Here is a 16,030-nt window from a genome sequence, read left to right on the forward strand (position 1 = left end):
GACAACGGTGGGCTTCTGAGCTATCACGCCCACTCCCGTATGGAAGGAACTCAGGCGAGCAAGGGGGGACTTCGCGTCGCGGTGACGGGCGCTGCCGGCGATCTCGGTCGGCTGCTGCTGCCGCTGCTGGACCAAGACCCCGACGTGGAGAGCATCCTGGTCCTGGACGTGGCCAAGCCCGCCGGTGACAAGGTGGATTTCCATCGCGTGGACCTCACGCGGCACGACGCCGAGAGCGAGCTGTCCGACGCCCTCGCCGAGCTGCCCGTGGACGTCTTCTACCACCTGGCCTTCCTTCACGGGCCGGTGCGCGATGGCTCACTGGCGCACGAGCTCGAGGTCATCGGCACCATGAGCGTGCTGAGCGCGGTCGGACGAGCCCGGGTGCCACGGCTGATCGTCCCCTCGCTGACGGCCCTGTATGGGGCACGCGGCCAGCACCCCGCCCTGCTGAGCGAGGACACGTCGCTGTCGGGCTGCCCCGGCAGCCGCTACATCACCGACAAGGTCGAGGTGGAGAAGCAGGTGCGCACGTTCCGCGAGCGCCACCCGGAGACGCGTGTCATCGTCCTGCGCTTCGCGCCACTGTTCGGCCCGCACATGAACAACCCGGCCACCCGGATGCTGGCGTACCGGGTGGTGCCTACGCTGCTCGGGTTCGATCCGCTCTGGCAGGCCCTCCACGAGGAGGACGCCGCCCGGGCGCTGTACCAGTCCCTCAGCGCCAATGCCGAGGGCGAGTTCAACATCGTCGGGCGCGGGGTGCTCCCGCTCTCGGGCCTTATCCGCCAGGCGGGCGCACAGCCGCTCCCCCTGCCCGGGCCGCTCTACCGTGCGGCCCTGAAGACGATGACCTCGCTGGGGGGGCCGGGATTCCCCACCGCCCTGCTCGACTACATGCATTACGGATGGGTCGCCGACGGCGAGCGCGCGGAGGAGGAGCTCGGTTTCATCCCCATGTTCCACGCCCGGGATGCCGTGGCGGCGATGCGGAGGAGTTGATCATGGCCAAGGGTGTGCTCGGGAACGATCCCTTCCAGCGGGGCGCCGCGCAGCGTCCCTCGGAGGCCCGGACGTCCGGTACGGAGCCCGCCGCCTCGGAGCCGAAGAAGGCCCAGGCCGCGCCTCCGTCCAACAAGAAGGGCCCTCCGGCCAAGGGCGCGAAGAAGGCGCCTGCTCCGGCTCCAAAGGAGAAGCCCACCGCCAAGGCCGCCCCGCCGAAGTCCGCGGCCCCGCCCAAGCCGGCCCCCAAGCCCGCCTCGGGTGCGCGTGGGAAGAAGGCCCCACCTCCCCAGGGGAAGGCCGCCGCGCCCAAGGCCGTGCCGGCTCCCGTGAAGACCCCCGCCGAGCCCAGGGCCGTGCCTCCCGAGACCGTTACCGCCGGGACCACGGTGGGAACTCCGGCTCCGGCCGCGCCGCCGCCCACCCACGCCGAGGCTCGCGCCTTCGTCGAGGAGCCGATGGAGCCGCGTGAGCCCGCGGCTTCCGCCGAGCCCGAGGTGACGGAGGAGGAGGCGGAGCTGCTGGAGCGAGCAGCAGAGGCCGCCTCGGCCGAGGAAGCCCTGCGGGAGCTGGAAGAGGCCATCGGGGAGCCGCTGCCTACCGGGCCGGTCGCCATGCCCGGCTTCGAGGACACGGTGGAGGTCTCGGTATCCGGGACGGTGGCCGTCGAGGTGCTCGACGCGAGCCAGGATGAGTACGCCCCGGACAGCGAGGCCGAGGCCGCGGAAGAGGCCCGCATCGAGGTGCAGGTGGAGGCCGCGCTGGCTCCCGCCCTGCCCGCCGTGAGCGCCACCACCGCCGAGGTCTTCTTCACCTCCGAGTCCCCAGGGGCCGAGCCGCACCGGTTGGGGGATCGCCTCTCGGGGTTGATGTCGCTGGCGAAGGATGCCGCCTTCCAGGCGCTGGCCAGCGAGCGGTTCAGCAAGACGCTGGGCTCGGCGCAAGGGCTGCTGGGCGCGGCGCTCACGGGCATTGGCGTCGGTGGTGGCACGGCCATCGACGAGTACGGGAAGGACGCGGCGCTCAGCGGCGTGCTGCAGCCGGTGCTGGACTTCCTCTACGAGCGCTACTGGCGGGTGTCGGTGCAGGGCGCCAGCCACGTGCCGGCGGGGCCGGTGCTGCTGGTGGCCAACCACTCGGGAGCGCTGCCCATCGACGGGCCGGTGCTGCAACAGGCGCTGTCGCGCGAGCGACCGGATTTGCAGGAGGCGCGCTGGCTGGCGGAGGACCAGGTCTTCCACGCGCCGATGCTCGGCACGCTGATGAACCGGCTGGGCGCGGTGCGGGCCTGCCCGGAGAACGCCCTGCGGCTGCTGGACGAATTGCGCCCCGTCATCGTCTTCCCCGAGGGGATTCAGGGGCTGAGCAAGCCCTTCGCGCAGCGCTACCAACTCAAGCGCTTCGGCCGAGGCGGCTTCGTGAAGCTGGCGCTGCGCACGGGCGCGCCCATCGTCCCAGTGGCCATCGTGGGCGCCGAGGAGACGGCACCGCTGTTCGCCAAGCTTCCAGCCAGCTTCCTGGGACTCCCCTACCTGCCGCTGACTCCGCCGCCGCTGCCGGCCCGGTGGACCATCCGCTTCGGCGATCCGATCGGCATGGGGGACCTGCCTCCCGAGGCCGCCGAGGACATGTCCCAGGTGCAACGGCTCACCGAGCGCACCCGCGAGTCCATCCAGGGCATGCTCCAGGCACTCCTCAAGGAGCGCCGCTCAGTCTTCTCGGGGTGAACCACCTCACGACACGAGAAGACGCGGTGTTGCGACCCACGAGCCGTACGGTGCGGCAATTCGCAACATGGGCCCACCCCACCCCATGCACTCAATTCGAGCGTCAGCCGTCTTGACCCTCATCACTCCGAACGTCCAAAGCCCGAATGGCCTCTCTGCCGAGGCGGACGCTGGAGCGTGCCTACCTCGTGGGTCAAAACCCTCCTGCGGAAAGGGCCTGACGCGCTCCCTCGGTGGCGAGCGCGTCAGCGGGGGTGGCGCACAACGAGTAGGTTGTGCGCCCGCCCCCCTTGGAGGTCTGTCGACTCTGGCTGGCTGACTCCGGTACCGGCTACCCACCGCGAACCAAGGATCGGCGCTCGCGCCAGTTCGGAGACCGATCGCTTACTTCAAGAGCGCACCGAAACGCTCGCAACTCTCCTGAAGCTGTTGCCGATCTGGACTCATGCTCGTCGAATACAGAAGCCACCCTCCTCCGCATTCGATCCGCCAGAACGAATACCCTTGGAAGCGGCACGGCTTTCCTTCCTTTGCGCCCTCACAAGCCTGATCGAGGGCACGGCGCAGGGGAGAGGTGGGCGCCTCGCGGTCGGACGAGCGCGACTCCCGTAGCCACACACTCGTCACGCGCCTCAGGTCGCCCTCGACGAGGGCTCCGATGCGGTACGCATTCGAGGCGAACATGCGTGCAGACAACCAAGTGTCTTTTTCCTCCGATTGGTTCACCCAGTCCGCAGCCTTCACGCTGTCCACTGAATGTCCTGGCACAGGCAAACAAAGACCAAAAATCGCGAGTCCAGCGCAAATCGATGTCATGGATATTGCTCCAGCCAGTAGAACGTCAACCTTCCGTGTGGTGTGTACGGGCTCATATTATACCCGTCCAAACCACCGCCAGGTAGTGCATCAGGGAAGAGCTCATCGACGATCGGCGGGATGGCCATTCCTCTCGACTCCCAAGTGCGCGGATCGTTCACAGCGTCAAACAAGGCAGCGTGAGTGAACTCATGAGCCATGTTGCCGGCCGGATTGATGCCTCTCTCTAGGCAAGCCGACTCGTTGACGCGGATGGTGCCCCCCCTCATCAACGTCATATTTGCCCCCGACAGCTCACCTGCGCTGAACCTCCCGAATACATTTGGACCCAAATCCTGTCGTCCCCACACCTCGTAGGTGTCAGGCGACGCGTCTAGCCACTCGTAGAGGTAACGCCCAACTGGGTTTTGCTGCATGACAGCCGCAATCCTCCGTGCGTCCTCATCCATCAGCTTGACCTTCAACCCGTCAGGATCGACGTAATTCACCGGATTATTAACCGCGTACGCATACGCTGGTGCTCCGAAGCCTCGGCGGGCCATTCCCACGACGAACCGAGGATTCACCAACATCGGCTCCGGCTGCAGATACCTGCCAATGCGCGGATCGTAGTACCGGTTCCAGTTCTCGAAGAGGTCCGTCTCCGCGTCATGGTACTGGCCGGGGAAGCGCAACGGCGTCCAGAAGGGCTGCGCCCCCGTCTGGTAGCGCTGGTATTCATACGATTCCAGCACGACACCGTCTCCCGAAGTGAGACCCGGCGATACCCACACACTTGCGCTGCCCGCCGTCGGCTGCACCCAATCCGACCAGAAATGCCCCCGAGTCGATCCCGGCACCGAACTCAGCGTCGTCGAGCTCTGTCCATCTCCATCCCTCAACTCGGCGAACCCCTGCCCCAGCACCACCAGGTGGAAGAGTACGCGCATCTTCACCTGCATGGCCGCATCCATCGGCTGCGCCATGGCCGCCAGCGAGAAGGGAGCCAGGGTTCCGTCGTTCTCGAGCGGATGCTCCGTCTCCTCGTTCAGCCTCACCCGATTGACGTGGCCGAAGGGATCATGCTCCGCGGCCCCCGCCACGCGCCTGCTACCATCCAACATCAGCACCGGCTTGCCGATGTGGTCCGTCACCGGGAAGTACACCCCACAGGCCGCAGACTCGCCGTTGCGCGTGCAGTCCGTCGAGCTGTCCGACAGCCGCACCCACGTGTTGCTCAGCTTGCCGCGCACCAGCACCACCGGCCGCCCACCCAACCACACGTAGTCGTCTTGCGTGTAGTGCCCCACCGGCGTCACGACTCCGCTGCTTCCTCGATCCACCAGCAAGTGACTCTGCAAGTCGTGGAAGTACTCGTCCGAGGTTCCTCCCGGATAGCTCTTCAGCCGACGCCGCCCCCGTGCGTCGTAGTAGTAGTTGTAGAAGACACCGTTTACATCCACCGCTCGGAAGACAGTCTCGGTGGCCACGCCCACCGACTGGCCATACGTGAAACCCATCGTGTACGTCGGCTGTCCATCCAGACTCCGTGAGCCCTCCTTCCGGGTGACTCTCCCATCCGCGTCATACGCCAGTGTGTAGCCCCAAAGACTGGTTGACGAGGCAGAACTCCAGCCCATCAGCCTGTCCCCACGAGGCGCAACCCCATAGCTCAAACTGAAAGCAGAGTTGTCGACGCTCATGGACGTGCGGTTGCCACGACCATCATAGCCGTAACCATGGCTTCCGGACGCGTTGCTGTCGGCCGACCACTGCATCCCCGTCAACCGCTGCGTTCTGTCATAACTGTACGTCTCCGTCCGCGACGTCGCAGTTCCCAGCAGGCACGTATCCGTTCGCACCACCTGGTCCGCATTCCATGTGTACGTGCGCTGGTAGATGTCTCCCGTCCCCGTTCCCAGGGCCACGGTTCCCGAGGACACCCGCAGACCGCGCAACCGGCCCGTCAGGTCCGACCCCACTGCGGACGGGAAGCTCGTCGAGCATCCCGTGGGCGCCACCGTGCCATTGTCTCCCAGGCCGTACTCCACCGTGCTCGTCGTGCCCGTGGTGGGGTGTGTCAGCGTGTAGCCACGCAGCCCACCATACGGCTCCCAGGTAACGTTGCTCAAGAGCCGCTGGGTGCTCCACGCCGTCCCGTTGTGCAGCGACACGTCCACGGCCACCACCCTGTCCGCGTTGGCGCCCGTCCCATGCACATACGTCACCGTCCGCCCGTTCGGGTACGTCACCGAAGCGAGGCTTCCGTTGGCCGAATACGTGTACCAGGTGTGAGGGTTCGCGTTCGCCACGCTGCCGCAGGTCGTCTCCCCTGCCCGCACGCGAATCTCCCCCAGCACGCGCCCCTCCGGATCGTACTGGTACCAGGTCTTCCCAAACGAGTCCTCCTGGTAGCGCACCCGCCCCATCGTATGACTCAAGGCCGGGCAGCCTGCGGGGTACGTCCCCTGCGAGTCGTAACCGTAACGGAGAAGGGTTTCGGTTCCCGCCTCGTACACACGCTGGGAGGACAGCAGCCGCGAAAGCATGTCATAGGAGTAGGAGACGTACTCGTGCGCCTGGCGCATGGCCTCCGTCTCCTTCAACTCCACGTTGCCCCGCGCATCGTAGGCATAGCGCACCGGGCCATCGGCGTGCGGCAGCGCCGCCTCTACCAACCTGCCGAAATCGTCATACTTGTACGTCGCCGCCGGCTGGCCACAGGTGCTGAAGGTGTCCGTGCTCGAGCACCCCACCTTCACTCCGGACACGTTGCCCTGCTTGTCGTACTCGAAGAGCGTGCGTTGGGCCACTCCGTCCGCCGGGTGCTCGTCCATCCGCACCAGGCGGTTGGCCCTGTCATGCGCCAGGGAGGAGCACAGCGGAGACTGCGGCGTACCGTCCGCATTCACTCCACCGCACCATGCGGGTGGGTTGTTGAAGGGCAGTCCCACGCCCGTCAGGTTGTTCGCTCCGTCGAAGGACTTCGTCGAGGTGAAGCTTCCCGCCCCTTCGCCCGTCTTCTGCCACGTGGGCCTGCGGTGCGCGTCCGCCGCGTACTTCAGTACCCGCCGCATCTCGGCCGTCGTGCCATTCCTCGTCTGGTAGCGCTCCTCCTTCAGCGTCCCATCCGGCCAGTACGCGTACATCACCTTCTCCGTCCACCCCATACCATCCGTGCTCGCCGCCCTGGCCTTCCACTGCAGCTTGTCCGTCAGCGTCCCTCCCGTGCACGCCTCTCCCGGAGTCCCAGTCCGGTAGCAATACACCTCGGTGTTCCCTGACGGCGACTGGACTGAAGACAGATGCCGCCCATCGACATAGCCGAAGGAAGTCACCTGGCCATTCGTCGTCTTCTGCGTCAGCCGGTCTTCCACATAGGTGTAGCCAGTCACTACGCCATTCGGGTCACTGACACTCGTGACCTGGCCCCGCGCGTCGTATCCGAGGTACTCGGTCGTCAGGGGCAACGTGGACGTGCGCGTGGGATAGGACGACACCTTCCACAGGCGGTTGCGCACGCTCTCCGCCGCGCTACTCGGATAGTACTCGTAGCGAGTCAGCGGATAGTCGTCGGCAGCACTGCAATCCGTGGCGGACTCACCCGACACGACGCACGGGCCGTGCACCTCCATCGTCCGGCCCAGCGCATCGGGAGCCGTCCCACCCAGGGACACATGGGAAGTGAAATAGAAGGTGCCCACGAACCGCCGCTCCGGGGCCCACACCCCCTGGCTGTTACGCACCAGTGTCCAGCCGGACTCGATGACGGCCTTGCGTCTTCCCGACTCGTACACATTCAGCGTGCGCTTGCGGTCGTTTGCCCCGCCCAACACACTCGGCTCCTCGGTGGCCTGCGGCAGCTGTTCCCCGTTGGCGCCATAGGTGTAGCTGAAGGTCTGCTCCTCCAGTGCCCCGGCGCCAAACATGTCCGAGGCCCCATGCTTCACACTGGTGCGCTCCAGGCGCGGCTGCGTCCCCGCGGACAGGGAGTAGCCATACACCTCCCAGTTGCCCCGCTTGTCCTGGCGCGCCGCCTCATGGCCGGGCATCCCCGCGGATGAGCACGCCCACTCCGTACGCTCCGTGCCCGCACTGCACGCCTGGCTCGGGGTACACGACTCCTCCTTCCGGTACATCCGCGGCGCCATCTCCTGGCCATAGTTGGAGAGCGTCTCGTACGTGTACGTCAGCGAGGCCGCCGTCTCCGTCCCATCTCCCCTCCCCACCTGGGTGTCCGTCGCCTTGCGCTTCTGGGGCACCTTGCCGCAGCAGTTGGAGCCTGGCTGGCACGTCGCCGTCATCCACGCCCACTCGATGGATACCTCTTCCCCCTCCCCCACCACCGACACCACGCGCCCCTCCGCTCCATAGGTGGCCCCATAGGTGTGGCGGACGAGCTCCACCCCCTGCTGCGTGCGCCGGAAGTCTCCCTCCGTATACAGGTACTCCTCCTGGCGCGTGCCGTACTGCGCCCTGGCCACGCGCCCGGGCCGCTCCACGCCTCCCACCGAGGCGTAGGTGTACGCCACCTCCGGCACCACGGCGCTGCCCAGGCTTACCGAGGACATGACGCATTCGACTGCTCCATCCGCCCGCGTCAGCGCACGGTACGCGAAGCTCAACGAGCTCCCAGCCGCCGTCTGCACCGTCGACAGGTAGGGCACTCCCGCCCCGCTCGAAGCTCCGCCCTGGGGGCAACCCGCTACCGCTGGCACCGCATAGCTGAGCGTCGCCAGCGCCACCCCCACCGGAGACACGACTCGCGAGAGGAAGTAGCGGTTGCGCCCACCCGAGACCGGTACGAAGCGCGCCTCGAAGGCGAGTCGGCTCCCGTCCGCCTGCACCAGCTCATACCCCGTGGCCGTCCTCCACAGCCGCTCGCGCTGGCTGGCGTTGCCCTGCGACAAGGCAGCCTGGCACGGCACTCCCGCGCACGGCGTAAAGCGCAGCAGCCGCCCCTCCCTGTCCCGCACGCTCCAGTAGTCCCTGTGCTCCACCACCACGCCCAGCCAGTTGTGCCACCACTCCACGGAATCCTTGCTGCTGGTGCTGGCGCCAAAGGGCTTCGGCGCATCCATCAGCGGACCATCATGCGTCCACTCGTCTCCGCGTGAGCTGAAGGTGCGCTCGAAGCTCAGCGTCGTCACACTGTCGGCCACTACGACATCCTGGACCCGCTCGAACGACGTCCCCGTGACGATGTTGACGGGGTCGAACTCGTTCGTCTCACTGCAGAAGGAGGGCGGCGGCCCACCATTCGGCTCACGGTCCGGACAATCGTCCTCATCCACTCGCCCATCCCTGTCGTTGTCGAAACCGTCGTTGCATTCATCGCCCCTTCCTTGCGAATCGGGCGGGTACTCACAATGCGTCCCTTCACCCTCCACGAACGTCGTTAGCCCGACTATCTCTATCTTCATCGAATCATTGATGACGCACGTGCCTCCGCTATAAGCAGTACAGTCCGCGTTTGTCCGACAGCGCCAATTCCCCTCCTTCTGACAATCCGGGGGTCGAGGCTGCCTGGGATTCCCGTCCGGCCAACTACCACCACCATTCGCCAGACAATGCGTCGCCACCTCCTTGCATTCACCCTGGCGGGAAGCACCGGGACAATAGAAGTTACTGGAGCCACAAGCCCCTGTGTAGCAGGTCAGCGGGGCCTGGCCCGGACAGGCGCACGTGAAACTCGTGTACCAGGTTCCTCCGCTTTCGGGAGACTTCCACATCTCATAACTGCTGGCACTTAGGGGCAGCCAGAAACATAGGATCCCCAGGATCACGGCTGCCCTTGCACCAAGCCAATTCAACCACTGGAGCCCCAGCGAACCCCAGCTACACACCAAGATATGCATCCGACGCATGTCGTCACTCATTGATAAGAAATTGGGTGGTTTCGAAGAAAGGGCTCACTGTCCCTTGGGAGCAGACTCCCGCCCAGCAGGTGAAGGGGCGCATAGTCTCCCCTGGGACGTCGGGTACACCTGGGAGCACTGCCAGTTCGGCGGGCACTCCTGCTCGCTCTGGCACGCTCGGCTGCAGACGTAGCCTTCCTTGCGGCCGGGCTTCACATGAAGACAGACGCCAGAGAGACACGCGCTGGCGCCATTCTCCGTGCAGTCCTCGCCCACCTGTTTCGTCGCCTTCTCCGCCTTCAGCGGGCGGCGCTCCGTGAGTACATCCCTCGGCATCGACGATTCGGGCTCCGTCTGGCTTTTCGAACAACCCGCCCAGACTCCCGTGGCGAGGCCCAGCATCAATACAATTCGCCTCATGAATCCTTCTTTCCGTTCTCCGGCAGGTGCTTGGCGCACACCTCGGCAGCCGCTCAGCACAAGACATGCCAGCCCACGAAAGCCTCAAGCGTTCGAAATCCCAGACTCGGCCACACCACCGTCCCGGCAGGTGACCAACCTCGTCAATGCGCGGATGCGGATGACGCAGTTGCTCGGAACTGAGCACGGCGCGCGTGCGACGAAGGCCACGGCCCAGGGAAGAAGGCCACCACGCCCTAGACTCTTCGACCCGTCTCAATCCAACTCGTGTGCAAACCTCGTGGGTCTCACAGGGCGGACTGCAGTCCACGACGAGAGACGCCGGGGGCGCTGCCCATCGACGAGCCGGTGCTGCAGCAGGCGCTGTCGCGCGAACGACCCGACCTCCTGGAGGCGCGCTGGCTGGCGGAGGACCAGGTCTTCCACGCGCCGATGCTCGGCACTCTGATGAACCGGCTGGGCGCGGTGCGGGCCTACCCGGAGAACGCGCTGCGGCTGCTGGACGAATTGCGCCCGGTCATCGTCTTCCCCGAGGGCATTCAGGGGTTGAGCAAGCCCTTCGCACAGCGCTACCAGCTCAAGCGCTTCGGCCGAGGCGGCTTCGTCAAGCTGGCGCTGCGCACGGGCGCGCCCATCGTCCCGGTGGCCATCGTGGGCGCCGAGGAGACGGCGCCGCTGTTCGCCAAGCTCCCGGCCGGCTTCCTGGGGCTGCCCTACCTGCCGCTGACGCCGCCTCCGCTGCCGGCTCGGTGGACCATCCGCTTCGGCGATCCGATCGGCATGGGGGACCTGCCTCCCGAGGCCGCCGAGGACATGTCCCAGGTGCAACGGCTCACCGAGCGCACCCGCGAGTCCATCCAGGGCATGCTCCAGGCCCTCCTCAAGGAGCGCCGCTCCGTCTTCTCGGGGTGAGCGTTCCACCCCAGCGTTCCAATCACGCTCACCGCATCCAGGCTGAGGCCGTTAGCTGATGCGGTGAACGGCTACCACGAGGCGACCCCTCTGCGGACACACCCAGCACCGGGAACAGATCTCCCTCAAACACTTGCGATACCCAACGCGCCAGCGAGGCGCAATCGCTGGCTCCTGGCCATTCCATCAACCAACTCGCCTTGCCTTTTCGGTCTCGCGGATGGCGCCTCCTGCCCGCCAGGGGATTGCCCATCAATCAGCGCGCTCACCCAGACACGCTCCAGCATCATCCTGCGTGCTCGGTAATGCAGGAACCCGCTGGCGGACGGAGCCTGTTCACAGCAAACGGCAGGTGTGCCGGCATACAAGGGAACACAAGACCCCGGCGGCATTCCACCGGGGCCTAAATGCTTCTCACACCTCACTCAAAGAGTAGTCGGTGCTCGGTCTTCTCTCCCCACTCTTTGCCGCGGAGGTCAAAGAACTCATTCACGCGTGAAGGCGCCACGCGAACCCGCACCTCCAACACATGATCTCCACGGAAGAGGAAGGGCGTCCCCGCCATCAAGCCGCCAAAGCTCTCACCAGTGGAGCATCCAGACTGCTGAAGTTCGCAAATAGAAATGTCCTTCCGAAGCACCCCATACTGCTCGTCGTACTTTGCGCTCATCAATTCCGAGGCAAGCTGAGCACCGAACAGCCCGAGCACGAACCCCAGCGCAATCAATGCAAATCTCTTCATCATGGCCATACAGAGTAACCAGGCGAATAGGCGGCCGCAGGACCAGGCCAACCATAGACCACATCCCAAACGAACTGTTGGCAGTTGCTAAACAGAATGCTGTACTGAGGCACATCAGCAAGATAGCCACACACTCGCTCCACTGCCGCAGCCGAGTCCTCACAATCAAGAGGAACCACCTCCACGTAATTGCGACCCCCTAACAACGAGTCCTTGAGCGCCTTCAATGATGGGCTCTTATTATCAAACTTGCCATCAGGAAATCCGAAGACGCATTGCCAAGTCTGCGACGTATTTACCTTTTTGCACGAGTAGTCATAGCGCATAACACGCCGTTCGGGATCGCATGTGTTCTCGGAATGGCAATAGACTTCAACAGCCACGCCCCAATGCTCGACGATACCCGCCCACAGCTGTCGAATGATGAACGCGTCGCGACCATCCGAATCAATCCGCGCTAGAGGATTGTTTCCAGCATACGAGTAGACCGGCGGCGAGAAGCCCATCCTTGCAACTCTGCGAACCCAGTTCGGCTCTTGGTGCAGCGGCTCCGGCTGCAGATACCTGCCAATACTCGGGTCGTAGTACCGGTTCCAGTTCTCGAAGAGGTCCGTCTCCGCGTCATGGTACTGGCCGGGGAAGCGCAGGGGCGTCCAGAAGGGCTGCGCCCCCGTCTGGTAGCGCTGGTACTCATACGATTCCAGCACCACTCCCGACGACGTGCCGGAATAGGACCCCCCCGGAACAAACTTCACCTGGGCGTATCCAGTCGAGGGCTGCCCCCAGCTAGACCAGACATTGCCATTGCCTGGACCTCCGATGCCCGTGGTGATTTGGGTTGAGGTCGCTCCGTCGAACAGACTTACTGAGCCCTCGCCATTCAGGTCCACCAGATGGAAGAGGACTCGCATCCTCACCTTCATGGACGCGTCCATGGGCTGCGCCATTTCAGCCAGCACGGGAGCCTGGTTGTTGATGTCGAGCGGGTGCGCCGTCTCTCCGTGCAGAGCCACACGATTGACCTGGCCGAATGGATCGTAATCCGCGGCTCCCGCCACCTTCCCACTGCCATCCAACATCAGCACCGGCTTGCCGATGTGATCCGTCACCGGGAAGTACACTCCACAGGCCGCGTCCTCACCGTTGCGCACGCAGTCCGTCGACCAGTCCGACAGCCGGCTCCACGTGGTGCTCAGCTTGCCGCGAACCATCGCCACCGGCCGTCCACCCAGCCACACGTAGTCATCCTGCGTGTAGTACGCCACCGGCGTGACAGCGCTGTTGCTCCCCCGGTCCACCAGCAGCTGGTTCTTCAGGTCGTGGAAGAACTCGTCCGAAGTACCGCCCGGGTAGCTCTTCAGCCGACGGCGTCCCAGGGAGTCGTAGTAGTAGTTGTAGAAGACCCCGTTCACTTCCACCGCCCGGAAGACGGTATCCGTGGCCACTCCCACCGACTGGCCATAGGCGAAGTCCACCACGTACGTCGGAGTTCCGTCCAACGTCCGTGCCCCTTCCTTCGAGGAGACCCGCCCATCCGCGTCGTACCCCAGGGAATACCCCAGGAGGCTACCCGTGCTGGACGAGCCCCAGCCCATCAGCCTGTCACCTCGAGACGAGGCCGCGTAGTTCAGGCTGTAGGCGGACCCATCGCGGCTCATGGTGGTGCGGTTGCCTCGACCATCGTACCCGTAGCTCCGCGAATCGAAAGCCCCGCCCGTAGCGGCGAAGTTGCCCGTAGGCCTGCTCGCCCCCGTCAACCTCAGGGTCCTGTCATAGCCGTACGTCTCCGTCCTTGGCGTCGTCTCCGTCAACAAACACGTGTCCGTGCGCACCACCTGGTCCGCCTTCCACGTGTACGTCCGCCGGTAGAGGTCCCCCGTCCCCGCGCCCATCGCCACCGTCCCCGAGGAAACGCGCAGGCTGCGCAGCCGGCCCGTCAGATCCGAGCCCGTCGCGGACGGGAAAGTCGCCGAGCAGCCCACCGGCGCCACCGAACCATCATCCCCCAGGCCATACTCCACCGTGCTCGACGTACTCGTCGTACTCGTGGTGGGGTGGGTCAGCGTGTAGCCACGCAACCCGCCATAGGGCTCCCAGGTGACATTGCTCAACAGCGTCTTGTCAGTCCATGCCGTGCCGTCGTGGAGCGACGCCTTGACCGACGCCACCCTGTCCTTGCCAGCACCCGTTCCATACACGAACGTCACCTTGCGCCCGTTCGGGTACGTCACCGAGGCAAGGTTTCCGTTGTTCGTGTAGGTGTAGAGGGTGTGGGGATTGGCGTTGGCCACGGTGCCGCATGTCGTCTGCCCTGCCCGCACGCGAATCTCCCCCAGAACCCGCCCCTTCTGATCATAGTTGTACCAGGTCTTTCCAAAGGAGTCCTCCCGGTAGCGCAGCCGTCCCTTCGTATAGGCCAGGGCCGTGCAACTCGCGGGGTACGAGCCCTGGGAATCGTAACCGAACCGGTAGAGGGTCTCTTGTTGCGTTGGGGACACGCGCACGGCCGTCTCCTGCCGCGAGAGCATGTCATAGGTATAGGAGACATACTCGTTTGCCTGACGCATGGCCTCCGTCTCCTTCAGGACCCTGTTGCCCCGCGCATCGTAAGCATAGCGCACCGGGCCATCGGCGTGTGGCAGCGACACCTCCACCACCTGGCCGAAGTCATCGTACGTGTACGTCGCCGCCGGTTGGCCGCACGTGTCGAAGGTGTCCGTCTCCAGGCAGCCCGTCTTCACCCCGGACACGTTGCCCTGGGCGTCGTACTTGAAGAGCGTCCGCTGGGCCACGCCGTCCGCCGGGAACTCGTCCACCTGCACCAGGCGGTTGGCCCTGTCATAGGCCATCGAGGAGCACAACTGGGACAGAGGCGTCCCGTCCTCCTGCGGGCCCATTCCCGCCTTCACCCCGCCGCACCAGGCGGGCGGCTCGTTGAAGGGATGGCCCACGCCCGTGAGGTTGTCCGCACCGTCGAAGGACCTCGCCGAGTGGAAGCTTCCCGTCCCCTCGCCCTGCTTCTGCCACGTAGGCCGCCGGTGGGCGTCCGCCGCGTACTTCATCACCCGCCGCGTCTGCGCACTGGTGCCCGTCCACGACAGGTAGCGCTCCTCCTTCAGTGTTCCGTCCGGCCAGTAGGCATACACCACCTTCTCCGTCCACTTCGAGCCGTCCGGCAGCGAGGCCCGCGCCTTCCACTGCAACTTCTCCGTCAAGGTCCCACCCGAGCACGCATCCGTCAGCGTGCCCACCCGGTAGCAGAACACCTCGTAGTTCCCCTCCGGATACAGGACGGCCGACAGGTTCCGCTTATCCGCGTAATAGTACCGGGTGGTCACGGGCGACCAGCCATGTACACTCGTCAGCAGTCTGTCTTCTTCATAGGTGTTCGTGGTCTTCACACCATTGGCGTCCACGATCTCCTTGGCATTCCCCCATTCATCGTAGGCGGTATACCTCGTGTCCAGCGCGACGGAGGATGTGCGCGAAGGATAGACATAGACCGCCTTCAAACGGTTGCGCAGGAGGACCATGGCCTCGGCATTGGTGTAATATTCGTATTTCGTCACCGGATAATCGATGGTCGTACAATCCGTGGCGGCCTCGCTCGAAACGAGGCAGGGTCCGTGAACCTCCAGCGGGCGGCCCATGGGATCGGCGGAGGTACCAGACGAGGTAAAGTAGAAGGTGCCCACGATGCGCCGCACCGTCGTCCAGGTGCCATCGCTGGCACGCTCCCGCGTCATGCCGGACTCGAAGACGGCCTTTGTCCGGTTGCTGCCGGACTCGTACACGTAGAACGTGCGCTGACGGTCCGCCGCGCCGCCCAGCACGCTCGCCTCTTCCCTCGATTGCACCAGTTGCTGGCCGTTGGAATAGGTGTAGCTGAAGGACTCCTGCTCCAGCGCCCCCGTGCCCGTCATGTCCGAGGCCCCGCGCAGCACCTGGGTCCGCTCGAGCTGCGGCGTGGCCCCTGGAGACGAATAGAAATACACCTCCCAATTGTCCCGCTTGTCCTTGCGCGCCACCTCACGGCCCGGGTTGCCGGGCGACGAGCACGTCCACTCCGAGCGCACGGAACCCGGGCTGCACGCCCAGCTCGAGCTACACGTGTCCGTCGTCTGATACAGGCGGGGCTGGAGCTCCTGGCCATGGTTGGAGAGCGTTTCGTAGAAAGTCGACAGGCTGGCCGAGCCCTCGTTTCCATCCCCTCGTCCGGCGTAGGCGTCCGTCACCTGGCGCACCTGCGGTACCCGTCCGCAGCAATTGGAACCCGGCTGGCAACTGCCCACCATGGGCTCCCAGGAGATGGACATCCCATACCCGCCACCCACCGCGGTCGACACGCGCCCATCCGAGCCATACGTGTGCCGGACCATCTGCACTGAGCCCAACTGCGAGCGCTGGAACTCCCCAAAGGGGTAGAGGTAGCGCTCCAGACGCGAGCGGTAGCGGGCCTGCTCGACCCGTCCGGGCCGCTCCACGCCGTTCCACGAGATGTAGCTGTAGGTGACGGCGTCATACAGCGTGCCACTCCCCGCCTGGTCCTTGGTTCCCATGGCGACTGTTGGCGT

General features: G+C 65.2%; 6 protein-coding genes. 3 read left to right on the forward strand and 3 right to left on the reverse strand.

Going from position 1 to position 16,030, the window contains the following annotated elements; all coding sequences use genetic code 11:
* Nucleotides 1-39 precede the first annotated feature (39 nt).
* Nucleotides 40-1,002: an NAD-dependent epimerase/dehydratase family protein gene (locus OV287_RS31420; RefSeq protein ID WP_267537738.1), complete on the forward strand. Its 963-nt coding sequence runs from the start codon at nucleotides 40-42 to the stop codon at nucleotides 1,000-1,002.
* A gap of 2 nt (nucleotides 1,003-1,004) precedes the next feature.
* Nucleotides 1,005-2,729 carry a lysophospholipid acyltransferase family protein gene (locus OV287_RS31425; RefSeq protein WP_267537739.1) on the forward strand — a complete coding sequence of 575 codons (1,725 nt, stop codon included), beginning with the start codon at nucleotides 1,005-1,007 and terminating at the stop codon, nucleotides 2,727-2,729.
* A gap of 812 nt (nucleotides 2,730-3,541) precedes the next feature.
* Here OV287_RS31425 and OV287_RS31430 read toward each other — a convergent pair.
* Nucleotides 3,542-8,818, reverse strand: a complete 5,277-nt coding sequence (locus OV287_RS31430) for an RHS repeat-associated core domain-containing protein (RefSeq protein ID WP_267537740.1) — start codon at nucleotides 8,816-8,818, stop codon at nucleotides 3,542-3,544.
* A gap of 1,332 nt (nucleotides 8,819-10,150) precedes the next feature.
* On the opposite strand from OV287_RS31430, the gene OV287_RS31435 reads away from it, so the two are divergent.
* Nucleotides 10,151-10,714: a 1-acyl-sn-glycerol-3-phosphate acyltransferase gene (locus OV287_RS31435; protein WP_267537741.1), complete on the forward strand. Its 564-nt coding sequence runs from the start codon at nucleotides 10,151-10,153 to the stop codon at nucleotides 10,712-10,714.
* A 421-nt stretch (nucleotides 10,715-11,135) separates the two neighbouring features.
* On the opposite strand, the gene OV287_RS31440 is transcribed toward OV287_RS31435, so the two are convergent.
* Nucleotides 11,136-11,465 (reverse strand): hypothetical protein, encoded by a 330-nt coding sequence (locus OV287_RS31440; protein WP_267537742.1) that lies wholly within the window; start codon nucleotides 11,463-11,465, stop codon nucleotides 11,136-11,138.
* On the reverse strand, nucleotides 11,456-16,015 hold the full coding sequence (locus OV287_RS31445; RefSeq protein ID WP_267537743.1) for an RHS repeat-associated core domain-containing protein: 4,560 nt from the start codon (nucleotides 16,013-16,015) through the stop codon (nucleotides 11,456-11,458). Before OV287_RS31445 ends, OV287_RS31440 begins: the two co-directional genes overlap by 10 nt.
* Between the last annotated feature and the right edge of the window lie 15 nt (nucleotides 16,016-16,030).

Source organism: Archangium lansingense (genome assembly GCF_026626635.1).
In the GTDB taxonomy this organism is placed as follows: Bacteria; Myxococcota; Myxococcia; order Myxococcales; family Myxococcaceae; genus Archangium; species Archangium lansingense.

What these genes read in the sequence shown, in the direction of transcription:
- OV287_RS31425 (WP_267537739.1), top strand. Translation starts at nt 1,005, where the DNA reads ATGGCCAAGGGTGTGCTCGGGAACGATCCCTTCCAGCGGGGCGCCGCG.
- OV287_RS31440 (WP_267537742.1), bottom strand. Translation starts at nt 11,465, where the DNA reads ATGGCCATGATGAAGAGATTTGCATTGATTGCGCTGGGGTTCGTGCTC.
- OV287_RS31445 (WP_267537743.1), bottom strand. Translation starts at nt 16,015, where the DNA reads ATGGGAACCAAGGACCAGGCGGGGAGTGGCACGCTGTATGACGCCGTC.
- OV287_RS31420 (WP_267537738.1), top strand. Translation starts at nt 40, where the DNA reads ATGGAAGGAACTCAGGCGAGCAAGGGGGGACTTCGCGTCGCGGTGACG.